The organism is Pseudomonas sp. NFX1, from assembly GCF_051123555.1.
Lineage (GTDB): Bacteria > Pseudomonadota > Gammaproteobacteria > Pseudomonadales > Pseudomonadaceae > Aquipseudomonas > Aquipseudomonas capeferrum.
This window is the reverse complement of record NZ_CP169366.1, coordinates 815,471-836,567: the sequence shown is the minus strand read 5'-3', so window position 1 is coordinate 836,567 and position 21,097 is coordinate 815,471. Positions and strand designations below refer to the sequence as shown.

The 21,097-nt window shown below is 64.2% G+C and carries 22 protein-coding genes and 1 riboswitch; of the genes, 17 read left to right on the top strand and 5 right to left on the bottom strand.

What is annotated here, in order from left to right; translation table 11 throughout:
* Nucleotides 1-10 precede the first annotated feature (10 nt).
* Entirely contained in the window at nucleotides 11-1,063 is a 1,053-nt protein-coding gene (calA, locus tag DJ563_RS03695; RefSeq protein WP_186655255.1) for a vanillin reductase, read from the bottom strand.
* Nucleotides 1,064-1,243: 180 nt separating this feature from the next.
* Between calA and DJ563_RS03690 the strand changes: the two genes are divergently transcribed.
* The 4 genes from DJ563_RS03690 (at nucleotide 1,244) to DJ563_RS03675 (ending at nucleotide 6,360) form a co-directional block, all read left to right on the top strand.
* Nucleotides 1,244-2,149, top strand: coding sequence for an AraC family transcriptional regulator (locus tag DJ563_RS03690; protein WP_186654868.1), 906 nt, complete (start codon nucleotides 1,244-1,246; stop codon nucleotides 2,147-2,149).
* Between the two features lie 209 nt (nucleotides 2,150-2,358).
* Nucleotides 2,359-2,865: a sigma-70 family RNA polymerase sigma factor gene (locus DJ563_RS03685; RefSeq protein ID WP_033698927.1), complete on the top strand. Its 507-nt coding sequence runs from the start codon at nucleotides 2,359-2,361 to the stop codon at nucleotides 2,863-2,865.
* Nucleotides 2,862-3,839 (top strand): FecR family protein, encoded by a 978-nt coding sequence (locus tag DJ563_RS03680; RefSeq protein WP_434518839.1) that lies wholly within the window; start codon nucleotides 2,862-2,864, stop codon nucleotides 3,837-3,839. The genes DJ563_RS03685 and DJ563_RS03680 overlap by 4 nt, the downstream gene beginning before the upstream one ends.
* Before the next feature lie 91 nt (nucleotides 3,840-3,930).
* Nucleotides 3,931-6,360 carry a TonB-dependent siderophore receptor gene (locus DJ563_RS03675; RefSeq protein ID WP_434518838.1) on the top strand — a complete coding sequence of 810 codons (2,430 nt, stop codon included), beginning with the start codon at nucleotides 3,931-3,933 and terminating at the stop codon, nucleotides 6,358-6,360.
* A gap of 24 nt (nucleotides 6,361-6,384) precedes the next feature.
* Here the strand turns inward: DJ563_RS03675 and thpR are convergent, their stop codons facing one another.
* Nucleotides 6,385-6,930, bottom strand: coding sequence for an RNA 2',3'-cyclic phosphodiesterase (gene thpR / locus DJ563_RS03670; RefSeq protein ID WP_434518837.1), 546 nt, complete (start codon nucleotides 6,928-6,930; stop codon nucleotides 6,385-6,387).
* A 157-nt stretch (nucleotides 6,931-7,087) separates the two neighbouring features.
* On the opposite strand from thpR, the gene lpxO reads away from it, so the two are divergent.
* The 3 genes from lpxO (at nucleotide 7,088) to DJ563_RS03655 (ending at nucleotide 9,191) form a co-directional block, all read left to right on the top strand.
* The gene (lpxO, locus tag DJ563_RS03665) at nucleotides 7,088-7,987 is read left to right on the top strand and encodes a lipid A hydroxylase LpxO (RefSeq protein WP_033698934.1); all 900 of its coding nucleotides are present in this window, start codon (nucleotides 7,088-7,090) and stop codon (nucleotides 7,985-7,987) included.
* A gap of 213 nt (nucleotides 7,988-8,200) precedes the next feature.
* Complete coding sequence (locus DJ563_RS03660) at nucleotides 8,201-8,545, top strand: carboxymuconolactone decarboxylase family protein (RefSeq protein ID WP_033698936.1); 345 nt, start codon at nucleotides 8,201-8,203, stop codon at nucleotides 8,543-8,545.
* A 76-nt stretch (nucleotides 8,546-8,621) separates the two neighbouring features.
* Nucleotides 8,622-9,191, top strand: a complete 570-nt coding sequence (locus DJ563_RS03655; protein WP_434518836.1) for a GNAT family N-acetyltransferase — start codon at nucleotides 8,622-8,624, stop codon at nucleotides 9,189-9,191.
* A gap of 69 nt (nucleotides 9,192-9,260) precedes the next feature.
* Here the strand turns inward: DJ563_RS03655 and DJ563_RS03650 are convergent, their stop codons facing one another.
* Nucleotides 9,261-10,007 carry an outer membrane beta-barrel protein gene (locus DJ563_RS03650; RefSeq protein WP_186654882.1) on the bottom strand — a complete coding sequence of 249 codons (747 nt, stop codon included), beginning with the start codon at nucleotides 10,005-10,007 and terminating at the stop codon, nucleotides 9,261-9,263.
* A 260-nt stretch (nucleotides 10,008-10,267) separates the two neighbouring features.
* Here DJ563_RS03650 and DJ563_RS03645 point away from each other — a divergent pair, with 260 nt between their 5' ends.
* The 6 genes from DJ563_RS03645 to DJ563_RS03620 all read left to right on the top strand — a co-directional run bounded on the left by DJ563_RS03645 (nucleotide 10,268) and on the right by DJ563_RS03620 (nucleotide 16,380).
* Nucleotides 10,268-11,434, top strand: a complete 1,167-nt coding sequence (locus DJ563_RS03645) for a DUF1624 domain-containing protein (protein ID WP_434518835.1) — start codon at nucleotides 10,268-10,270, stop codon at nucleotides 11,432-11,434.
* Between the two features lie 28 nt (nucleotides 11,435-11,462).
* Nucleotides 11,463-11,655: riboswitch (cobalamin riboswitch) on the top strand.
* A gap of 127 nt (nucleotides 11,656-11,782) precedes the next feature.
* Nucleotides 11,783-12,793, top strand: a complete 1,011-nt coding sequence (locus DJ563_RS03640) for an ABC transporter substrate-binding protein (RefSeq protein ID WP_274099223.1) — start codon at nucleotides 11,783-11,785, stop codon at nucleotides 12,791-12,793.
* Nucleotides 12,793-13,809: a FecCD family ABC transporter permease gene (locus DJ563_RS03635; RefSeq protein WP_274099222.1), complete on the top strand. Its 1,017-nt coding sequence runs from the start codon at nucleotides 12,793-12,795 to the stop codon at nucleotides 13,807-13,809. Before DJ563_RS03640 ends, DJ563_RS03635 begins: the two co-directional genes overlap by 1 nt.
* Complete coding sequence (locus DJ563_RS03630; RefSeq protein WP_274099221.1) at nucleotides 13,806-14,594, top strand: ABC transporter ATP-binding protein; 789 nt, start codon at nucleotides 13,806-13,808, stop codon at nucleotides 14,592-14,594. Before DJ563_RS03635 ends, DJ563_RS03630 begins: the two co-directional genes overlap by 4 nt.
* Before the next feature lie 17 nt (nucleotides 14,595-14,611).
* Nucleotides 14,612-15,046 carry a pseudoazurin gene (locus DJ563_RS03625; protein ID WP_274099220.1) on the top strand — a complete coding sequence of 145 codons (435 nt, stop codon included), beginning with the start codon at nucleotides 14,612-14,614 and terminating at the stop codon, nucleotides 15,044-15,046.
* Nucleotides 15,043-16,380 carry an OprD family porin gene (locus DJ563_RS03620; RefSeq protein ID WP_274099219.1) on the top strand — a complete coding sequence of 446 codons (1,338 nt, stop codon included), beginning with the start codon at nucleotides 15,043-15,045 and terminating at the stop codon, nucleotides 16,378-16,380. The genes DJ563_RS03625 and DJ563_RS03620 overlap by 4 nt, the downstream gene beginning before the upstream one ends.
* Nucleotides 16,381-16,404: 24 nt before the next feature.
* On the opposite strand, the gene DJ563_RS03615 is transcribed toward DJ563_RS03620, so the two are convergent.
* A complete protein-coding gene (locus DJ563_RS03615) occupies nucleotides 16,405-16,728 on the bottom strand; it encodes a hypothetical protein (RefSeq protein ID WP_274099218.1) in 324 nt (107 codons plus the stop codon).
* Nucleotides 16,729-16,860: 132 nt separating this feature from the next.
* On the bottom strand, nucleotides 16,861-17,358 hold the full coding sequence (locus DJ563_RS03610) for a GNAT family N-acetyltransferase (RefSeq protein WP_274099217.1): 498 nt from the start codon (nucleotides 17,356-17,358) through the stop codon (nucleotides 16,861-16,863).
* 131 nt (nucleotides 17,359-17,489) lie between these two features.
* Here DJ563_RS03610 and DJ563_RS03605 point away from each other — a divergent pair, with 131 nt between their 5' ends.
* The 4 genes from DJ563_RS03605 to DJ563_RS03590 all read left to right on the top strand — a co-directional run bounded on the left by DJ563_RS03605 (nucleotide 17,490) and on the right by DJ563_RS03590 (nucleotide 21,073).
* Nucleotides 17,490-17,975 carry a hypothetical protein gene (locus tag DJ563_RS03605; protein ID WP_434518834.1) on the top strand — a complete coding sequence of 162 codons (486 nt, stop codon included), beginning with the start codon at nucleotides 17,490-17,492 and terminating at the stop codon, nucleotides 17,973-17,975.
* 87 nt (nucleotides 17,976-18,062) lie between these two features.
* Nucleotides 18,063-19,640, top strand: coding sequence for a sensor domain-containing diguanylate cyclase (locus DJ563_RS03600; RefSeq protein WP_274099215.1), 1,578 nt, complete (start codon nucleotides 18,063-18,065; stop codon nucleotides 19,638-19,640).
* Between the two features lie 122 nt (nucleotides 19,641-19,762).
* Nucleotides 19,763-20,539, top strand: coding sequence for a ParA family protein (locus DJ563_RS03595; protein ID WP_033698961.1), 777 nt, complete (start codon nucleotides 19,763-19,765; stop codon nucleotides 20,537-20,539).
* 126 nt (nucleotides 20,540-20,665) lie between these two features.
* Nucleotides 20,666-21,073, top strand: a complete 408-nt coding sequence (locus DJ563_RS03590; protein ID WP_434518833.1) for a DUF2946 family protein — start codon at nucleotides 20,666-20,668, stop codon at nucleotides 21,071-21,073.
* Nucleotides 21,074-21,097: the final 24 nt, after the last annotated feature.

The following is a 21,097-nucleotide window of genomic DNA, read 5'->3' as shown; positions in this document are numbered from 1 at the left end:
AAGCCGTGGATCAACCCTGAAGCGTGGCCATGTCGATCACGAAGCGATACTTCACATCGCCGGCAATCATCCGCTCGTAAGCCTGGTTGATATTGCGGATATCGAGCATTTCGATGTCGCAACGAATGTCGTGCTCGGCACAGAAATCCAGCACTTCCTGGGTCTCGGCGATACCGCCGATCAACGACCCGGCCAGTACCCGGCGCTTGAGCACCAGGTTGGCCGCGTGCACCGCCGGGTCGATCGGTTCGATCAGGCCGACCAGAATGTGCACGCCATCGAACTTGAGGGTTTCCAGGTACGGGTTGAGGTCGTGCTGCACCGGGATGGTGTCGAGCAGGAAGTCAAAATGGCCGGCCGCAGCACGCATCTGCTCGTCATCGGTGGACACGATCACATGGTCGGCACCCTGGCGGCGGGCTTCTTCGGCCTTGGCCTGGGAGCGGGTGAACAAGGTCACTTCCGCGCCCAGGGCCTTGGCCAGCTTGATGCCCATGTGGCCGAGGCCGCCCATGCCCAGGATGCCGACCTTGTGGCCCGGCCCTACACCGTGGTGCTTGAGCGGCGAATAGGTGGTGATGCCGGCGCACAGGATAGGCGCGGCGCTGGGCAGGTCCATGCCGGCGGGGATACGCACCACAAAGTGCTCGCTGACCACGATGCTGCTGGAGTAGCCGCCCATGGTGTTGCTGCCATCGACCCGGTCCGGGGTGGCATAGGTCATGGTCGGGCCTTCCAGGCAGTATTGCTCCAGGTCCTTGGCGCATGCCTCGCAGTGGCGGCACGAGTCGACCATGCAGCCGACGCCTACCAGGTCGCCAACCTTGTGTGCAGACACCTTGTCGCCCACGGCGGTGACGCGGCCGATGATCTCGTGGCCCGGCATCAGCGGGTACACGGCGATGCCCCACTCGTTGCGTGCCTGGTGGATGTCGGAGTGACACACGCCGCAATACAGGATGTCGATGGCGACGTCGTCCGGGCGCGGGCTGCGGCGTTCGAAGGTCATGGGGGCCAGTGGGCTGGTCGGGGTTTGGGCGGCATAACCGATGGCGGTGTACATGCGGGACCTCGCAGAGAAGTGAAACGATTCAGGCGGCGCATTCTGCGCGTCATGCTCCGCCTCGCCCACCGCAGATTCTCCGGCATCCATGCCCGATTCTCCGGAGTTGCCTGCCAGCATCTGACGCTAGACCGTCAATCTGCGATGATGCAACTGTCTGATTCTCTGCCCAGGTTAACCATGCAGCTCACCCGCCACGTCGACGCCAACGCCCCCCTTTGCGCGCTGATCCGCCGCCTCGCCACGCGTCCGGGCTTCGTCCCCACACATCTGCCCCAGGTTCAGGTGCTGAGCTGGGACCACTATGTGGCCAGCAGCCCGCAGATCTACGAGCCGAGCCTGATGATCCTGGCCCAGGGCAGCAAACTCGCGCGCCTGGGGCCACGCACCCTGGAGTACGGCGCCGGCCACTACCTGGTCCAGGCGCTGTCGGTGCCGTTCATGTGTGAAACCTTTGCCACCGGTGATGCGCCTCTGCTTGGCGTGGCGGTGGACATTGACCGTGGCGTGCTCGGTGAACTGGTGCAAAGCATGGACCTGGCCCCGGATGCCGCCGTACAGGCGCAGACCCCGCAATCGATGACGTCGGCGGCCCTGGATGCGCCCATGCGCGACAGTGTCGAGCGGCTGCTGCAGTGCCTGCAGGACCCGCTGGATGCCAAGGTGCTCGGCCCGGCACGGGTGCGCGAAGTGCTGTATACCGCGCTGCGCGGCCCGCAGGCCGGGGTGCTGCGGGCACTGGTCGAGCAGCAGGGGCATTTCGCCCGCATCGGCGCCGCCCTCGCCCACCTGCGCGAACACTACACCGAGCCACTGAGTGTCGAGGCACTGGCTGCGCGTGCCAACATGAGCGTGTCGACCTTCCACGAACACTTCAAGCGCTGCACCGACATGGCGCCGATGCAGTACCTCAAGCGCCTGCGGCTGCTCAAGGCGCAGCAGATGCTGATTGGTGAGGGCCTTGGCGTGGCGCAGGCGGCGCACCGGGTGGGGTACCAGAGCACCTCGCAGTTCAGCCGCGAGTACAAGCGCCAGTTTGACCGCAGCCCTGGGGATGAGACGGCTTATCAGAGCTTGCCGGTTTGATTGGTGGACTAGGGTGGGTGTGAGGCTTTCAGGTGCATGGCTGGGGCTATGTGGTGTACCTGCAATCGAGCGCCGCGCGGGCGGCGCTCGATATCCGCCCCACCACCAAACCCCAGCCGTACACCCGAAGACCCACGCCCCCATTGCTACCCACCAGACTCCCCAGTTACCATTGAGAACGATTCACACTCACAACTGGATGCCAGGCGTTGGACAGCACCTCGACCCGTAAGCTGGGCTTCTTCTTCAGCGACCATCACCGCTGGCTGCTCCAACACATCTTCAAACGCCTGCGCAATCGCGCCGACGCCGAAGACACTGCGGCCGAAGCGTTCTGCCAGATGCTCGGCGCGCGTGTCGACCCGGACAGCATCCAGCAGCCGCGCGCCTACCTCTCGACCATCGCCCGGCGGCTGATCTTCGACCGGCATCGCCGCCGCCAACTCGAAGAGGCCTACCTCGAACGCTTGGCACTGCTGCCAGAGCCAGTCGCCCCTTCGGCCGAAGAGCAACTGCTGCTGATCGAGGCACTGGTGGCCATCGATAAGGTGCTGGACGGTCTGCCCGCCGTGGTCAAGGCCACCTTCCTGTTCAGCCAGCTCGACGGCATGAGCTATGTCGACATCGCCGCCCGGCTGCAGATCAGTGAACGCACCGTCAGCCGCTACATGAAGCAGGCCCTGCGCCAGTGCTACCTGTGCGAGGTGCAAGCATGAGCGCAGCCGGCCTGGACCCGATAAGCGAGCAGGCCATCGACTGGATGGTCGCGCTGAAGGCCGGCACGCCAGACGAGGCATTGCTGCAACGCCTGGCCCACTGGTTGCGCCAGGACCCCGCGCACCAACGTGCCTGGGACCGCTTGCAACAGCGCGTCGGCAGCCCGTTTGCCGCGTTGCGCGCGCTGGACCGGCGCGCCCCCGGGCATGCCGCCGATGCGCGCCAGGTCCTGCTCGCCCCTACCCACTCCCGACGCGAAGTGCTAGGGGCCCTGGCTGGCCTGAGCGTCGCTGCTGCCGCAGCCTGGGGCGGCTGGCGCAGCGACGGGGCGCAAAACTGGTTGGCCGACCTGCACACCGCCAGTGGCGAGCGGCGCAGCTTCACCTTGGCCGATGGCAGCCGCCTGAGCCTCAACAGTGGCAGTGCCGTCGACCTGGACTTCGATGCCAACCAACGGCTGCTGATACTGCGCCGCGGAGAGCTGTTGATCCAGGTCGCGGCAGACCCGCGCCGGCCGCTGCGGGTGCGCACGGCGCAAGGGCAGGTGCAGGCATTGGGCACCCGTTTCCTGGTGAGCCAGGAAGCCAACGCCACCCGCGTTGTGGTGTTCGAGCACAGCGTGCGCGCCAGCCTGCCCGATGGCCGCTGGCAAGACCTGCAACAGGGGCAGGCAGCACTGCTGCGCAGCGATGGCCTCCAGCGTCTGGATGGCGAGCAACAACAACGCGCAGCCTGGCTGCAGGGCCGCCTGGAAGTGCTCGACGAACCGCTGCATGCCGTGGTCGATGCGCTGCGCCCGTACCAGCGGGGCTATATCCGGGTAGCGCCAGCGGTATGTGACATACGCGTGCAAGGTGTATTCCCGCTGGACCAGCCACAGCAGGCGCTGGCGGCCCTGGCCGAGGCCCTGCCGATCAGCGTCGAGCGCTATGGCCCGTGGCTGCTGTTGATCGGCCCCGAGCACAATAAATGAAAATATTTGTGAAAATCATTCGCAGACGTGTCCGGTTTTCGTTTCTCATCCCACCTATCTCCTGACAAGCCACTTCATTCGGGAGAATTCTGTGCTCAACCTCTGGCCCCGCGCCCTGCCCCTCGTCGTCGCCCTGACCAGCCTCAACGCCCATGCCCAGGTGCAGACCCTGGCGTTCGACCTGCCGCCCGCCAGCCTGGCTACCACCCTTAACCGGATCGCCAGCCAGAGCGGCTACATCATCGCCCTCGAACCGCAACTGGTGCGTGGCAAGCACGCGCCAGCGGTGGTCGGCCAGATGAGCGCCGAGCAAGCCATGCAAGCCGCCCTTGCCGGTAGCGGCCTGCAATTGCGGCTCACCAGCAGCGGGCACTTCAGCGTCGCCCCGGCCAACCCTGAGACCGACGTGCTGGAGCTTGGCAGTACCAGCATCAGCGACAACTACCTGGATGCCACCAGCGAAGGCAGTGGCTCGTACGCAGCCCGTGCGGTGACCCTTGGCAAAGGCACCCACAGCCTCAAGGAAATCCCCCAGTCGGTAACGGTGATCACCCGTAAACAGCTGGACGACCAAGGCATCACCGACCTGCAGGATGCACTCAACCACACTACCGGGATCGTCGGCGCACAGGGCATCGGCCCTGGCGTGGTGGTGACTTCGCGCGGCTTCCAGATCGACGACTGGCAGTACGACGGCGTGCCGATTCCACGCAACACCTACTCGCTGGGCAACTGGGCAACCCAGGACTTGGTGTTCTTCGACCGCGTGGAGGTGCTGCGCGGCGCCTCGGGCCTGTTGCAAGGCACCGGCAGCCCCGGCGGCGCGATCAACCTCGTGCGCAAGCGTGGCCAGGCCACCCCGACGGTCACCGTCACCGGCAAGGCCGGGTCCTGGGACCACTATGGCCTGCAACTGGACGCTGGCGGCCCGTTGACCGCCGATGGGCGTGTGCGCGGTCGGTTTGTCGCTGACGAGGACCAGAGCGACAGTTTCATCGACTACCAGTGGAGCAAATCGCACTCGCTGTATGGCGCACTGGACATCGACCTGAACGACGCCACCACCGTGGGTGCCGGCATCAGCTACAACCGCCAGCAGTCGCGGCCGATGCTGCGTGGCATCCCTCGCTATGCCACCGGTGAACCGGTTGACCTGCCACGCTCGACCTTCACCGGCGCCCGCTGGAACCGGGCGCAGACTGACGTCACCACCTACTACCTGGACCTTGAGCACCGCTTCGACGACGATTGGACCTTCAAGGCTGCAGCCCTGCGTATGGGCGAAACCAATACGTCCACCCATCAACGGACGCAAACGGTGCTGGAAGGCCTGGAGCCTGACGGCAGTGGCCTCGAATATGCCGACTGGATCACAGACTTCCACTCAACCAAACTGGGCCTGGACATGAACCTGGTGGGGCACTTCGACACCGGCCCCCTGGCCCACGAGGTGACCCTCGGTGGCAACTACTCCAAGCTGACCACCGATGATGGTTACTGGCGCACCTTTGGTGGCAATGACAACATTTTTGACATCGACCATGATCGTCCCGAACCCAGCCGCGACAGCTTGCTTGCAACCCCCTTCGGGCGTTCCGAACGCAGCGCCTATGATATCCGCCAAAAAGGCTTGTACGGTGCTTGGCGGGTCAAGCCGACTGACCGTTTGACGCTGATTCTGGGGTCGCGTGTCAGTTGGTTCGACTACAGCTATGCCACTACCACTTACCGCGGCCTCAACCCAGGCCAGGTCAACCCCACCAGCCACATGACCGAAACAGGGGAAGTGACACCGTATGCAGGATTTGTCTACGACCTGACCCGCGAATGGGCCTGGTACGCCAGCTACACCGATGTCTTCGTCCCGCAGACCGAGCGCGCCCTCGGCAATGCCCCTCTCAAGCCGGTGATCGGCAGCAACTACGAAACGGGCCTGAAGGGCGAGTTGCTGGACGGCCGGGTCAACGCCTCGCTGGCGCTGTTCCGCTACGACCAGGAAAACCGCGCGGTTACCGACGTGGCCTCGGGCTTTGCCTGTGATGGCGGGTACTGCTCCACCGCAGCGGGCAAGGTGCGCAGTCAGGGCATCGAGGCCGAGATCAGCGGCGAGGTGCTCAGCGGCCTGCAACTGTTCGCAGGTTATACCTACAACACCACCAAGTTCCTCGACGACCCAAATAACGAAGGCCGCGTATTCAGCCAGTGGACCCCCAAGCACATGCTGCGCGCCTGGGCCGACTACACCCTGCCGCTGGACGGCCAGCGCTGGAGCACCGGCCTGGGCTTCACCAGCCAAAGCCACACCCTGGGCTACGAGCGCACCTACACCGTGCCCGGCTACACCGTATGGAGCGCGCGCCTGGCCTACCAGCTGACGCCGGAAGTGAACCTGGCAGTGAACGCCAACAACCTGTTCGACAAGAAGTACTGGGTCGCCGGCTTCAACCAGCTCAATGGCAGCAACAACTACGGCGAACCGCGCAACTTCATGCTGACGGTCAAGTACACCCCTGAGTTTTAAGCAGCAGAACGTTCCGAGCAGGCGTCAGTCGGCCATCGGCCATTGCGCAAGCGGCCAGTAAACGCCCTTGCGCGACTCGTACAGGGTGAAATGCCGCGCGGCCAGGAAGAACTCCGGGGCGCTGGCGGCCTCTGGCGGCTGGCCGCGATAGTCCCTGGACAAGGTCAGGTGTGGGCGGTACTCGCGGCTCGCCGCCTCCAAGCCCAAGGGCAGCAGCGCCTGCTGCAAGCCATAGACCAGCTGCAACAAGGCCGGCGGCGTTTGTTGCGGCTCAAGCACCAGGGCGCCGGCGCGCGGCCAAGCCTGCAAGCGGTCAAGCAACAGGCGCGGCGGCGCAGCCGGGCGCTTGAGCACGTCGACCGCAGCGCAGATCGCCGGCACCAGGGCAGTGTCCACATCCCCCAAAAACAGCAGCGTCACATGGAAGTTGTCGGCCGGTACCGGCTTGCCGCTGCGCAGGTTCAAGCCGCGCCGCCACTGGGCCAGGGCACGGCGCTGGGCATCGCTGACCGGCAAGGCGAAAAACAGCCGTTTGAAGGGGGCGCCACTGGCGCGAGCGTCCTGAACCATGTGATCTCCTTGGCGTGAATCGTTTGCGCAAGCGCTAGGCCATTACACCTAAGTCGCGCGGTAGTCACGTAACAATAAGTACAAACTGCCCCCATGATTGTTTATGCTGGCGAGCTTATGCCATGGCGCATGGCCATTTTTCGACAAGTAAACGTCCATGAAAATTGCACTCGTACTCCTTTTCGTTCTCTCGATCGCCTATGTTCACCTGCGCGGTCGGGTTCGTCACAAGCTGACTCGCCAGCTGGGCGACCACTCCAGCTTCCTGGCGCCGGTCAACAGCTTCCTGTACCTGTTTTCCAAGCACCCGGCCAAACCTTACCTGCCGGTCGAGGCCTTCCCTGAACTGCAACCGCTGCAGGATCACTGGCAGGAAATTCGTGCCGAGGCTCAGCAGTTGCTGCACGTGGGCGAAATCAAGAAGTCCGAGAACTATGACGACGTGGGCTTCAACTCGTTCTTCAAGACCGGCTGGAAGCGCTTCTACCTGAAGTGGTACGGCGAAAGCCACCCGTCTGCCATGGCCCTGTGCCCGCGTACCACCGAGTTGCTGCAAGGGATCGGCACGGTCAAGGCGGCGATGTTCGCCACCCTGCCGCCGGGCGCCAAGCTGGTGCGCCACCGCGACCCGTATGCCGGGTCTTACCGCTACCACCTGGGCCTGGACACGCCGAACGACGACGGCTGCTACATCGATGTGGACGGCGAGAAGTATTCGTGGCGCGACGGTGAGGGGGTGATCTTCGATGAAACCTACATCCACTACGCCGCCAACACCACCGAGCACAACCGCATCATCCTGTTCTGCGATGTCGAGCGCCCGCTCAAGTACCGCTGGGCAACCGCATTCAACCGTTGGTTCAGCCGCAACGTCATGGCTGCCGCTGCCGCGCCCAACGATGCCAACGACAAGACCGGCGGCATCAACCGGCTGTTCACCCGCATCTACAAGATCCGCGAGCGCGGCAAGGCGCTGAAAAAGCGCAACCGCATGCGCTACTACCTGGAGAAGTGGGCGGTGGTCGCAGCGCTGGTACTGGTGTTTATCTACATCTGACGCTTCGGCGTGGGTGCTGTCGTTGTAGGAGCGGCCTTGCGTCGCGAACGGGCTGCGTAGCGGCCCCTGGGTACTTGCAGTGACGCTGAAATACAGGGGCCGCTACGCAGCCCATTCGCGACGCAAGGCCGCTCCTACACAGACAGCACACAGGCATCCCTAACATCGACTAGCCTGAAAGCTCCACTCGCAATCCCTCCCAAGGTGAAGACGATGAGCATGATGGACTGGGACGCCTACCGTAAGCAGTTGATGGCCGGCATCGGCGACCTCAAGCAGTTGTCCCCCGACACCGTGGCCGGCTACATGACCGCCAGCGGTGCGGGCGCCAAGACCAACCACCTGGACGCCAAGACCCGAGAGCTGATCTCCCTGGCGGTGGCCGTGACCACCCGCTGCGACGGCTGCATCGCCGTGCACTCGCAGCAAGCGGTGAAACACGGCGCCAGCCGCGAAGAGATCGCCGAGGCCCTCGGTGTGGCCGTGGCGATGAATGCCGGGGCCGCACTGGTCTACTCGGCACGCGCCATGGATGCAGTCGGCAAGGCCACCGGCTGAGCCCACGCGGCGCATCGCCCTTGCGCGATGGCGCCGCGCCACCCAGACTTGGCGGCCAGCCATTGCAGGATCCACCATGAGCCACATCCGCCCCATGACGCTTGAGGACTTCGAGCGCTTCTGGCCCACCTTCCAGGCCATTGTCCAGGCCCGCGAAACCTACGCCTTCGACCCCGCCTTGAGCTTCGAACAGGCCCGGCACTTATGGCTGGAGCTACCCCTGCATACGTGGGTGCTGGAGGACGCCGGTGAGCTGCTGGGCTCGTACTACCTCAAAGCCAATGCCGCCGGCCCCGGTGCCCATGTGGGCAACTGTGGCTACATGGTGTGCGAGGCCGCACGCGGCCGTGGCGTGGCCCGTGCCATGTGCGAGCATTCGCAGAAGCTGGCGCGTCAGGAAGGGTTTCTTGCGTTGCAGTTCAATTCGGTCGTGGCCAGCAACGAAGTGGCCGTGGCGCTGTGGCACAAGCTTGGCTTCGACACCGTCGGCCGCCTGCCCAAGGCATTCCGCCACGCCCGCCTGGGCCTGGTGGATTGCCTGGTGATGTACAAGTGGCTGGCGGATGAGCCCGTGGTGGAAAAACCCGCCTTGCTGATCGGGCGCAAGAATATCGAGGCCCGGGTGTCCCGGCGGCGCGGGCGTTAACCGTCAACCCGGCGGTAGGAGCACGCTTGCGCGGCTCCTACACACCCCACGGCGTTGGCCAATCGCGGCTTAGAACGCCAAGCCGACCTTGAAACCAAACTCGTCACGCTTGAGCTTGGTGTTGTCCGCCACAGGCGAGTCGCCATCGAGCTTGTATTCAGTGCGGGTGTAGTAGACCCCGGCCTGCACCGGCATACCGCCCTGCTGGTTCATCAGCAGCGTTACCTCGGCATAAGGGTTGGTGCGGTCCTTGAGGTCCACGCTGTCACTGCCAAAATCATCCACCTTCAGGCGCGCCCGGCCATCGAGGGTATGCCGTGCCCCCACTTCCACTCGCAGGGTCGAGGCGTCGAACTGGTGGTTGTAGCCCAGCGCGGCCTTGGCGAAGGGCGATTTGACCGTGAGTTTGGTATCCAGGTCGTTGATTTCGGGCTCGAAGCGCGACCAGCTGTAACCACCGCCCACGGTCACGTCGACGAAGTTGCGGGCATCCAGCGCCGCACGCCAGCCGAGGTCGAGATCGGCCTGGGCTTCCTTGAGTTTGTTGTCGTTCTTCTTGCCGTACTTGGCCTCGGCGCCGACCTGATAGATGAAGCCGGATTCGGCGGTCATCTTGTTGCCGAAGGTAGCGAACACACCGCCCTGGCCCAGGTGCTCCTTGTCGGTTTCGCTTCCCCCTTCGAACTTGAATTTGTCGTAGGCACCCAGCAGGCCGAAGGTGAACAGGGGGTCGGTACTGGGCGCGGCGGTGGCCGCCAGGGGCGATGCGATCAAGGCGAGCAGGCAGGTGTGACGCAGCAGATGACGAGCGGACATGCGTGGAGTCTCCATGACTTGTGAATAAATGATGAACGATCGGTTCGAGACACACGCTGTCGAGAAAGTTCGAAAAGAAATCAGTTAGAACGCGCAATGTGATGTTTTTAAAGGGTATTTCTGGGGCGCCAGAAATTGACGCGCAAGGTAGTTGGTGGGGTGCACGGCTGAATTCAACCTAAACCGTCATTGCCGGAAACCCGAATAAAGATATAAGATAACATTTCATAACAACACTCCATTCCTACCAGCGACCCCTCATGACCAGCGCCAGCGCAACCCCCACTCTCCTCACCCAGCGCCTGCAGAGCATCGATGCCCTGCGTGGCCTGGTGATCCTGTTCATGCTCCTGGACCACGTCCGCGAGACCTTTTTCCTGCATAGCCAGGTCAGCGACCCGATGGCCATCGACGCCACCGACCCATCGCTGTTCTTCAGCCGCACCCTGGCCCACCTGTGTGCGCCGGTGTTCGTCCTGCTGACTGGCTTGTCGGCCTGGTTGTATGGCGAGAAGTATCAGGGCCGCAGCGACGTCTGCGCCTTCCTGTTCAAGCGCGGGCTGTTTCTGGTGGTGCTGGAGTTCACCTTGGTCAACTTCGCCTGGACCTTCCAGCTGCCCCCCAGCGTGGTCTACCTGCAAGTGATCTGGGCCATCGGCGTGAGCATGATCGCGCTGTCGCTGCTGGTGTGGTTGCCACGTGCTGCGCTGATCGCCCTGGGTGCAATCATCGTCGGCGGCCACAACCTGCTCGACCACCTGCACTTCGGCGCAGAATCGGCCATGCACGTGCCGTGGGCGATCCTGCATGACCGCGGCTGGCTGGCGTTTTCCGACAACCTGCGCCTGCGCACCTCGTACCCCGTGCTGCCCTGGATCGGCGTGATCGCCCTGGGCTACGGCCTCGGCCCCTGGTTCGCCCGCAACAGCGACGCAGGTCAACGCCAACACCGGCTGTTGCTGGCCGGGGCGATCGCGCTGCTCGGCTTTATCGTGCTGCGCATGCTCAACGGCTATGGCGAAGCGCCCTGGAGCGGGTACCCGACGTTGACGCAGACGCTGATGAGCTTCTTCAACATCACCAAGTACCCGCCCAGCTTGCTGTTCCTCGCCCTCACGCTAGGCTGCGGCCTGCTGCTGTTGCGCGGCTTCGAGCGCGTCGGCCAGGCGCGCTGGATCAGCGCCCTTGCGGTGTACGGCGCAGCACCGATGTTTTTCTACCTGCTGCACCTGTATGTGCTGAAGCTGTTGTACCTGGCCTGCGTCGCCCTGTTCGGCCACAACCAGGGTGATTATTTCGGCTTCGACGGCATCACCGCGGTGTGGCTGAGTGCCGCGTTGCTGGCCGTGTCGCTGTACCTGCCGGTACGCGGGTTCGCCCGTTTGAAGGCACGGCGGCGTGACATCACCTTGCTGAAGTACTTCTGAAAAGCGTTTTCACCCGGCTGCCTGATGGTCTACCATGCGGGCCGCCGGTTTCCACCACGGAATCAATAGGGAATCCCAGGCCCGTCACCGGGCCAAACGGAACTGCCCCCGCAACTGTAGGTGCCGAGCCTGCTCCATCGATGCCACTGGATCAATCCGGGAAGGCTGGAGCCGGGCCATGACGCACCAGTCAGGAGACCTGCCGGCGAAAATCCACCAACCGGCGGGGTGTCCGGGATGGCCATCTCCACCCGTTTGCGGGTGCTGCCCCCTGCCCTGCGCAAGGGGCATCGGCGATGCCTGTCCGTGCGTTCATGCCGTGAACCATTCGATAGGAGATCGCCCACCATGCTGCCCCGTATTGCCGCCCTGATCGCTGGCCTCGGCCTCACCGGCCTGGCCCAGGCCGCTGCCACCCACTACCCGCTCACGGTCGACAACTGCGGCATGCCACAGACCTTCGCCCACGCCCCCGAGCGTGCGGTCACCATCGGCCAGGCCGGCACCGAAATCCTCTATGCACTGGGCCTGGGCCACACGCTGGCGGGCACGTCGCTGTGGTTCAACAACGTGCTGCCCGAGTTCAAGGCCATGAACGACAGGGTCGAGCGCCTGGCCGACAACGACCCGAGCTTCGAGGCTGTGGTAGGCAAGCGTCCGCAGTTGGTGGCAGTGCAATTCGAGTGGATGGTCGGCGCACAAGGCGTGGTGGGTACCCGTGAACAGTTCGACGAGTTGAAGATCCCGACCTACCTGTTGCCGTCGGACTGCGAAGGCAAGGACAACCTGGTGGGTGCCGATGGCACCCGCCTGCAGGCATTCCAGGTCGACAGCATCTATAAAAGCGTCAGCCAGCTGGCCGAGATCTTCGACGTGCAGGACCGCGGTGCGGCGCTGAACGCCGACCTCATGGGCCGCCTGGACAGCGCCAAGGCGCAACTGGCCGGCAAGGACCTGTCCAACACCTCGGCGCTGTTCTGGTTCTCCAGCGCCGACCTGGATATCGACCCCTATGTGGCTGGCCGCCAAGGCGTCGCCGACTTCATGCTGCGCACCCTGGGCGTACGCAACGTGGTCGAGTCCACCGAAGAATGGCCGACCGTGGGCTGGGAAACCCTGGCCAAGGCCAACCCGACCTGGCTGATCATCGCCCGCATGGACCGCCGCCGCTTCCCGGCAGACGACTACCAGAAAAAACTCGAATTCCTGCGCAACGACCCGGTAACCCGCAACATGGACGCGGTGAAGCACGACCGCATCATCGTCCTCGACGCCGACGCCATGCAGGCCGGCATCCGCCTGTTCCGAGGCTTGCAGACCCTGTCTGCGGCGTTCGCCAGCGGTAAAGCGGCACAGTGATGAGCCGCTTGTTGCCTTACAGCGTCCTGGCCTTGGCAGCCCTGTGCGCCGCGCTGCTGGCCGGTACCGCGATCGGCGAGAGCGACCTGGCGCCTAGCGTGGTCTACCAGGTGCTGGCCAATCACCTGTGGCAGGCCGGTTACCCGGTCGACCCGATCGACGCCGGGATCGTCTGGAACTACCGCCTGACCCGCACCCTGGTGGCAGCCGCCTGCGGCGCCGGGCTGGCCACGTGCGGGGTGATCCTGCAGGCGCTGCTGCGCAACCCGCTGGCCGAACCCTACCTGCTGGGGTTGTCCGCTGGCGCCTCGACCGGCGCGGTGCTGGTCGGCCTGCTGGGGCTGGGCAGCGTGGCCCTGAGCATGTCTGGCGGTGCCTTCATCGGCGCGCTGGCGGCGTTCGCGCTGGTGCTGGTGCTGGCCCGCGCTGCCGGGCCAAGCAACAACAATGCTCAGGTGATCCTTGCCGGCATTGCCGGCTCGCAGCTGTTCACCGCCCTTACCGCCTTTCTCATCACCAAGTCGGCCACCGCCGAACAGGCACGCGGCATTCTGTTCTGGCTGCTGGGCAACCTCAGCGGCGTGCGCTGGCCGTCGGTGTGGCTGGCATTGCCGGTGGCGCTGTTCGGGCTGGTGGTGTGCCTGTGGCATCGCCGCGCACTGGATGCCTTCACCTTCGGCACCGATTCGGCGGCGTCACTGGGGATCCCGGTGCGGCGTACCCAATTGCTGTTGATCAGTTGCGCCGCGCTGGTGACCGCAGTGATGGTGTCCATCGTCGGCGCCATCGGTTTTGTCGGGCTGGTGATCCCCCACGCCCTGCGCTTGCTGCTCGGCCCCGGGCATAGCCGCCTGCTGCCGGCCAGCGCACTGGGTGGGGCATTGTTTCTGATCACTGCGGATATCCTGTCGCGCACGCTGATCACAGGCCAGGTGATCCCGGTGGGCGTGGTCACCGCGCTGATCGGCGCACCGGTGTTCGCGCTGATACTGGTCAGCCGACGGGGGCGCCCATGACCGTCATGGCCAACCTGCAGATCGCCCCGCTTGCCTGTCAGGGCCTGGGCTTGCAGCTGGGCGGCAGTAGCGTGCTGCGCGACATCGAGCTGGCCGCTATCCAGGGCGAAACGCTGGCCATCGTCGGCCCTAACGGCTCTGGCAAATCGTCCCTGCTAAAACTGCTGGCGGGCTTGCGCAAGCCTGGCAGTGGCCGTGTCGACCTGCTGGGTGAGCCGCTGGCGCAGCTGCCACGCCGGCGCATTGCCCAGGCCCTGGCACTGGTCGAGCAGCAGGCGGACACAGCTGATGCGATCAGCGTATACGACGCGGTAGCCCTGGGCCGTACCCCCTGGCTGTCGGCCCTGGCGCCGTTCGCTAGCCAGGACCGTGCCATCGTCGAGCAGGCCTTGGCCGACCTTGACGCCCTGCACCTGCGCACGCGCCTGTGGCATTCGCTTTCAGGTGGCGAACGCCAGCGCGTGCACATTGCCCGCGCCCTGGCCCAACGCCCGCAGGTGCTATTGCTCGACGAGCCAACCAACCACCTGGACATCCAGCACCAGTTGAGCCTGCTGCAACAGGTCCAGGCGCTGCCGGTCACCACCTTGGTAGCCCTGCACGACCTCAACCAGGCGCTGACCTGCGACCGCGTCGCGGTGCTCGACCAAGGCCGCCTGGTCGCCCTGGGCAAGCCGCTCGACGTGCTCACCCCCGAGCGCCTGCTGAGTACCTTCGGCGTGCACGCGCACTACCTCACCGACCCCTTCGACGGCGCGCGCATTCTGCGTTTTCGCGCCCCCTGAACCAGGAAGTTCCCACCATGCTGTTGCGCCCTGTCGCCCTGCTGCTCGCCAGCACCCTGTTTGCCCCTGCCGTGCTGGCAGAGGTGCACGAAGTGAAGATGCTCAACCGTGGCACCCAGGGTGCGATGGTCTACGAGCCCGATCACCTGCGCATCGCAGCCGGGGACACGGTGCGCTTTCTGCCGACCATGAGCGGGCATAACGCTGCCAGCGTGCCAGGGTTGCTGCCGCAGGGGGCGCAGGCGTTCAAGAGCAAATTGAACCAGCCTTACGAGCACCAGTTCAGCGTGCCGGGCGTGTACGGCATCCAGTGCATTCCGCACCTGGCGATGGGCATGGTGATGGTCATTCAGGTGGGTGACGCGGCGCCTGCCGAATTGCCGGCCAACCTGCCTGCACGGGCGCAAGCCCGCTTTGCTGCGCAACTGCAGAAGCTGGGGGCTGGGCAATGAAGCGCCTGTTGTTGGCGCTTCCACTGGTGGGGCTTACCCCTTTCGCAACGGCTGACTCCGCCCAGTCCAACAGCAGGGGCTTCATTGAAGACGGCAGTTGGAGCCTGCTTAACCGCAGCGTATTCGACCAACGCGATTACCGGCACGGCGGGCGCAACAGCAGTGGCCGCAATGCCTACAAGCCCCGAAGCGAACGCAGCGGCAAGGCTGAGGAATGGGCTTACGGGTTGATGGGTACGTTCCAGTCCGGGTTCACCCAGGGCCTGGTTGGCGTCGGTGTCGATGCCCATGCCTACCTGGGCGTACAGCTCGACAGTGGCGGTGGCCGTGTCGGCAAGGCGCGCCTGCTGGGTGTCGACAACGATGGGCACCCGAAAAACGAATACAGCCGAGCCGGCGCTGCGCTGAAGGTGCGGGTGTCGAATACGGTGCTGTCCTACGGCGAGCAGCGGGTAAAGACCCCGGTGTTCAGTTCGTCCGACAGCCGTTTGCTGCCCGAGACCGCCACCGGCTTTTTCCTCAGCAGTCGCGAGATCGACACGCTCCGACTGGTCGCCGGCCACTTCAACGAAAGCACGGACCGCAACGCCTCAAGCCACGATCAGGGGTTCGTGGTGAACTACTCCAATGGCCGCCAGGGCAACAGCTTCGACCTGGCCGGCGTGGTCTGGAACCCCAGCGCGGCCTTCAACGCGAGCCTGTATACCTCACGTTACGAGGATAGCTGGAACCAGCACTACCTGGGCAGCACCCTCACCCACGCCCTGGACCAGCGCCGCAGCCTGAGCCTGGACCTCAACCTGTACCGCACCACCGACACCGGCAAGGCGCTGTCCGGGCGCATCGACAACACCACCTGGAGCCTGGTCTCGCGTTACAACCAGGGGCCGCACGGTTTCAGCCTGGGCTGGCAGCAGGTGGACGGCAATACGCCGTTCGACTATGTGACGCGCGGCGCGATCTTCATTGGCAACGCCGTGCAGATGTCGGACTTCAACGCGCCAAATGAAAAGTCATGGCAGGCGCGGTATGACCTGAACATGGGCGCCTACGGGGTGCCGGGTTTGAACCTGACGGCGCTGTATGTGCGCGGGTTCGATATCGATGGCACGCATGTCGACCCCGCTGGCGGCTATGCGTACCTGGGCTACGGCAAGGGCGGCAAGCATTGGGAGCGCGACCTTGAGGCGCGGTATGTGGTGCAAAGTGGCAAGGCCAAGGGCACCACGTTCTCGATTCGCCATAATGCACACCGGGGCAACACGGCGCAGGCGGAGCTCGACGGTGATCAGATTCGCCTGGCAGTCGAGTGGCCGCTGGGGGGCGGGTTCTGACACGCCTCGAAGCAGCTCCCAGGGTCAAGGTGCCGCAGCGGATTGCGCCTGCACCCCCCACTCGGCCTTTTCCTGCGCCGTCATCGACACAAGCACTTCGGCAAACGTCTGGCCCAACTCTGCGCTGACATTGCCGAATGCCTTGTAGTTGGTCAGCAGGTAGCGCTTCACGGTCCTGGGCCAACGCCCTTCCTTGTGCGCCGTATTGATGATGCCCTTGGCGTCGTGACGCGTGGCACCTCGCCACAAGTCCATCAGCCTGTTTTCGAAGTGGCCGAATGACCATAGGTCCCTACGGTCTTCGAATTCATCCAGCAGTTTGAGCTTGTACAAGGCCATGTGTGGCATCGGCGATTCTCCCGCTTGTGCATGGTTCGAGCTGTGAGCGGGAAGGTAAGCAAGCTGGCGTGCTTTTGAAATGAACGCGTTGAGCACAGCAGAACGCCAGCTGTAGGGGGTTTCTGAACGGTTACGCGCAGCTCATGCCAACTGCAATTGCATATGGGTGGTTTGCCAGATCGGGTCCTGCTCCACATCGATCACCGCGAACCCTTGGCGCTGCCAGAACGTAATCGCTCCCGGCAGAAACGGGTGCGTGTGCAGGTACAGGCACTCGACGCCCGCCTGCTCGGCCGCCTGGCGTAACGCGGCGAACAACGCCGCGGCCAGCCCATGCCGGCGATACGCCGGCAAGACGAACAGGCGCACCACCTCGACCACGTGCATGCGCTGATACGCAAGCTGGGCAAAGCGATGGTCATAGGGGACATAGCCAATCACCGCCACCAGCCGGCCCTGATCGCGGGCTTCGAGGAACACGCCTTCGCCGTCCAGGTAGGTCTCGGCAAAACGAGCCAGGTCATTGGGCAACGGTGCAGCGGCGAGCAGGGGGAAGAGCTCGCGGCGGGCGCTGTCGACGAAAGCCACGACTTCGTCGATGGCTGCCTGCGGGACGGCTTGGATGATCCAGTTCGGCATGGGGGCAAAGGCTTTGGGAGTGAGGGCAAAGGTTCTACCGCAGCGGGCCGCCCCCTGGCAAATTCAGGGGTCGTCGCGGTCTGGCCGACCTCGCTATAATCCGAGGTCTTGACCGCCCACCAGGCCATTCCATGCCCCGCTTCCAGACGTTGCTGCTGCCACTGCTACTGACCGCGGCCCTCGCCGCCTGCGACCAGAAACCCTCTCGCGATGAGCAGATACTGGCGCAACTGCCACTGCAGGACGCCTATGAACACAACATCGACCGCATGGCGGCGCTGCTGTCACGCCGCTACCCGCAAGTGCCCGAAGCGAGCATCCGGGATGTCCTGCGCAAGCACCTGACGGTCGACGACCAGCGCCAGGACTTGTTCAAGCTCTACAGCGAGAAGAACTTCAGCGACGCCGAATTCGCCAGCATCGTCGAAGCCATGCAGGACCCAGCCAAGGCCCGCGCCATGGAAGACACCGAGGCTGGCAAACGCCTGAGCGAGAAGCTGACCGCCCTGATGCGCGAAACCGCCCGTGACGCGAAGGTACAGGCACTGGTCGAGCAGCGCATGCAAGACGTCGAGGATGAGCTGGATGCACTGGCGAAGGAAAAGTCAGGTTCCTGATCGACGTTGCACGCGGCTGCGGCGACAATAGCCCACTACACCTATAAAAAGCAGGGTTACTCCCTTTTCGTACCAGCGAGGTCAGGATTGACACACACCAAGCACGGATTGCGCCTGGATCTACGCTCGCTCATTCTGGTTCTTTGCGCCCTGACCGCCTTGGTCATGCTCTGCGCCAGTTATTTCGCCAGCTATCGGGTTCAGCGTCAGTTGCTGATCGACCACGCCCTGGAGGCCAACCGGGTGTATGCAGCAAAACTGGCCTCGATCACCGAGACCTTCATCGCCAACGCCTTGCGGCAGTTGGCGTTCAGCGCCGGGGTACAAGCCAACCAATTGGCCGATGCCGACGCCCTGCAGGCAGAAACCGATCGCGTGTTGCACCAGGGCATGGCCTTCAACTCGACCTTCGTGGTCGATGCCCAAGGCATCCTGCGGGCCATATCCCCTGCTACATTGCGCCACTACCTGAACACCAAGGTGCAGTCACCCGGTGTTCAGGAAGCCTTGCATGAGCGCAGGGCGCTGGTTTCGACACCCTACCTGTCAGCCGCCAACAACCTGGTGGTGGCACTCTCGCAACCCATCTTCGATAGCAATGGCCGCTACCTGGGGTACGTCGGCGGCAGCCTGTACCTGCGCGAGCGCAACATCCTCAACAGCCTGCTGGGCGAGCACTTCTACAAGGATGGCTCGTACCTCTATGTGGTCGACCGCAATCGCCGCCTGCTCTATCACCCGGACAGCCAGCGAGTAGGCACGGTGGTGGAAGGCAACGCGCTGATCGATCAACTGGCGACACTGGACAGCGGTACCCGCCAGCTCACCAACAGCCAAGGCGTGCCCATGCTGGCAGGCTTCGCCACGGTGCCGAGCGCTCGCTGGGGGGTGGTGGCGCAGCAACCGCTGGAACAGACCGTGGCACCGCTGAGCCGCCTTGTGCTCAACGTGGTGGGCACCTCCGCGCCGCTGGCATTGGTCGGCAGCCTGGTGCTGTGGTGGCTGGCAATGACCATCGCCCGGCCACTCTGGCAACTGGCGGCCGGGGCCAGGTCGATGGACCGCGCGGGCACCGCCGAGCGCCTGCATCGGGTGCCGGCCTGGTACTTCGAGGCGGCCGAACTCAAACGTGCGCTGCTATTCGGGCTCAACCTGCTGCAAGAGCGCATCGGCCGGCTGAACCGCGATGCCCAGACCGACCCGCTGACCGGGCTGGGCAACCGCCGCAGCCTGGATTTCAGCCTGTCGCTGCTGGAGGCCGAAGGGCGGGCATTTTCGGCCATCGTGCTGGATATCGACCACTTCAAGCGGGTCAATGATGGGCATGGGCATGAGGTCGGCGACCAGGTGCTGCAGCGGCTGGCCGAGCTGATGCGGCGTTGTTGCCGCGAAGGCGACCTGCTGTGTCGCACCGGCGGCGAGGAGTTTCTCATGCTGCTGCCGGGGGCCAGCCTGGAGGTTGCCGCAGCGGTGGCGCAGCGGCTGCGGGTGGCGGTGCAGGATACGCCGGTAGAACCGGTGGGGGCGGTAACCGTGTCGCTGGGCGTGGCGCATTGGCCTGGCCATGCAGGCAGCGAGCCTGGCGATGCATTGAGCAAGGCAGACCGGGCGCTTTACAGCGCAAAACAACAGGGGCGCAATCGGGTGTGCGTCGAGGGTTTATAGCGCTGAACCCATACAGCCCGCTCGCCCCATGAGTTGTTACAAGCCTTGTCATAAAACTGTCGTGTTTCAGTCATAGGATTGACCCCAACCTGACATTTTCACTCTTCATGGATGAGCGTCTCATGCGTCGTGTGGTTTTCAATCAGAAAGGTGGCGTGGGCAAATCAAGCATTGCCTGCAACCTGGCGGCCGCCAGTGCCGCTGAAGGCTATCGCACCTTGCTCGTCGACCTCGACCCGCAGGCCAATGCCACCTACTACCTGACCGGGCTGGTCAATGACGCCATCCCCTCGGGCATTGCCGATTTCTTCCGCCAGACGTTGTCACCCGCCACCGCGCACGGCAAGAAGCACCGCGTGGCCATCACCGAGACCCGCTACAGCAACTTGCACCTGATCACCGCCAGCCCTGACCTTACCGACCTGCAAAGCAAGCTGGAGAGCAAGTTCAAGATCAACAAGCTGCGCAAGCTGCTGGTGGAACTGGCCGAAGATTACGAGCGGATCTATATCGACACGCCGCCGGCGCTGAACTTCTACACCTTCAGCGCGCTGGTGGCCGCCGAACGCTTGCTGATCCCGTTCGATTGCGACAGCTTCTCGCGCCAGGCGCTGCACAGCGTCATGGCCGAGGTGGAAGAACTGCGTCAGGACCATAACCCGACGCTGCAGGTGGAAGGGATTGTCGTCAACCAGTTCGCCGGGCGTACGGCACTGCATCAGACCCTGGTCGATCAATTGCGGGGGGAAGGCGTGCCGGTGCTGCCGGTGTACCTGAGCAGCTCGATCAAGATGCGCGAGTCGCATCAGGTGTCGGTGCCGCTGGTGCATCTGGCGCCGCGGCACAAGTTGACGCTGGAATTTGCCGACCTGCTGGATGTGCTGGAGCGGGCAGCTTGAGCGAACCTGGAACACGCCCTACCTCGTTGCTGTAGCACGGGCCTGTGTGGGCTATTGCCTACAGACCCGAGCATTTTGAGTGATCAGGGCTACCCGACCACTCATCCGGGTGATAGATTCGCCGCCATGAAAACCACCCGGCAGACCCGCACGCTGACCGCATGGACGCTCTATGCCAGCGTCCTGTTCAGCCTGTTGCTGTGCGGCCTGCATCACGGCCAGATGGGCGGCCTGCGCCTGGCTGGCCTGGAAGGCGGTTTCTGCTCGATCAGCAGTGAGCATGGCCCGGCCATCGACCTGGATCACGCCGGTGGTGACCAGCACATGGCCCAACTCGACTGCCCGGTATGCTCCTCGTTCGGCCTGGCAGTACCGCTTGCCCACACCTGCTGGGCGTTCATGCCCACCCAGGCCGGGGCCAGCTCACCCATCGTCGTGCGCAGCTGGGCACAACCGCCGCCACGCTACTTACGCCCCGCCCTCAACCCCCGCGCCTCCCCCGCTGTGCTTCACGCCGCCATTCAGTTCGCCTGACCTCGACCCGGCGCGCCTCAGTGC

What these genes read in the sequence shown, in the direction of transcription:
- calA (WP_186655255.1), bottom strand. Translation starts at nt 1,063, where the DNA reads ATGTACACCGCCATCGGTTATGCCGCCCAAACCCCGACCAGCCCACTG.
- DJ563_RS03690 (WP_186654868.1), top strand. Translation starts at nt 1,244, where the DNA reads ATGCAGCTCACCCGCCACGTCGACGCCAACGCCCCCCTTTGCGCGCTG.
- DJ563_RS03680 (WP_434518839.1), top strand. Translation starts at nt 2,862, where the DNA reads ATGAGCGCAGCCGGCCTGGACCCGATAAGCGAGCAGGCCATCGACTGG.
- thpR (WP_434518837.1), bottom strand. Translation starts at nt 6,930, where the DNA reads ATGGTTCAGGACGCTCGCGCCAGTGGCGCCCCCTTCAAACGGCTGTTT.
- lpxO (WP_033698934.1), top strand. Translation starts at nt 7,088, where the DNA reads ATGAAAATTGCACTCGTACTCCTTTTCGTTCTCTCGATCGCCTATGTT.
- DJ563_RS03660 (WP_033698936.1), top strand. Translation starts at nt 8,201, where the DNA reads ATGAGCATGATGGACTGGGACGCCTACCGTAAGCAGTTGATGGCCGGC.
- DJ563_RS03655 (WP_434518836.1), top strand. Translation starts at nt 8,622, where the DNA reads ATGAGCCACATCCGCCCCATGACGCTTGAGGACTTCGAGCGCTTCTGG.
- DJ563_RS03650 (WP_186654882.1), bottom strand. Translation starts at nt 10,007, where the DNA reads ATGTCCGCTCGTCATCTGCTGCGTCACACCTGCCTGCTCGCCTTGATC.
- DJ563_RS03645 (WP_434518835.1), top strand. Translation starts at nt 10,268, where the DNA reads ATGACCAGCGCCAGCGCAACCCCCACTCTCCTCACCCAGCGCCTGCAG.
- DJ563_RS03640 (WP_274099223.1), top strand. Translation starts at nt 11,783, where the DNA reads ATGCTGCCCCGTATTGCCGCCCTGATCGCTGGCCTCGGCCTCACCGGC.
- DJ563_RS03635 (WP_274099222.1), top strand. Translation starts at nt 12,793, where the DNA reads ATGAGCCGCTTGTTGCCTTACAGCGTCCTGGCCTTGGCAGCCCTGTGC.
- DJ563_RS03630 (WP_274099221.1), top strand. Translation starts at nt 13,806, where the DNA reads ATGACCGTCATGGCCAACCTGCAGATCGCCCCGCTTGCCTGTCAGGGC.
- DJ563_RS03625 (WP_274099220.1), top strand. Translation starts at nt 14,612, where the DNA reads ATGCTGTTGCGCCCTGTCGCCCTGCTGCTCGCCAGCACCCTGTTTGCC.
- DJ563_RS03620 (WP_274099219.1), top strand. Translation starts at nt 15,043, where the DNA reads ATGAAGCGCCTGTTGTTGGCGCTTCCACTGGTGGGGCTTACCCCTTTC.
- DJ563_RS03615 (WP_274099218.1), bottom strand. Translation starts at nt 16,728, where the DNA reads ATGCCACACATGGCCTTGTACAAGCTCAAACTGCTGGATGAATTCGAA.
- DJ563_RS03610 (WP_274099217.1), bottom strand. Translation starts at nt 17,358, where the DNA reads ATGCCGAACTGGATCATCCAAGCCGTCCCGCAGGCAGCCATCGACGAA.
- DJ563_RS03605 (WP_434518834.1), top strand. Translation starts at nt 17,490, where the DNA reads ATGCCCCGCTTCCAGACGTTGCTGCTGCCACTGCTACTGACCGCGGCC.
- DJ563_RS03595 (WP_033698961.1), top strand. Translation starts at nt 19,763, where the DNA reads ATGCGTCGTGTGGTTTTCAATCAGAAAGGTGGCGTGGGCAAATCAAGC.
- DJ563_RS03590 (WP_434518833.1), top strand. Translation starts at nt 20,666, where the DNA reads ATGAAAACCACCCGGCAGACCCGCACGCTGACCGCATGGACGCTCTAT.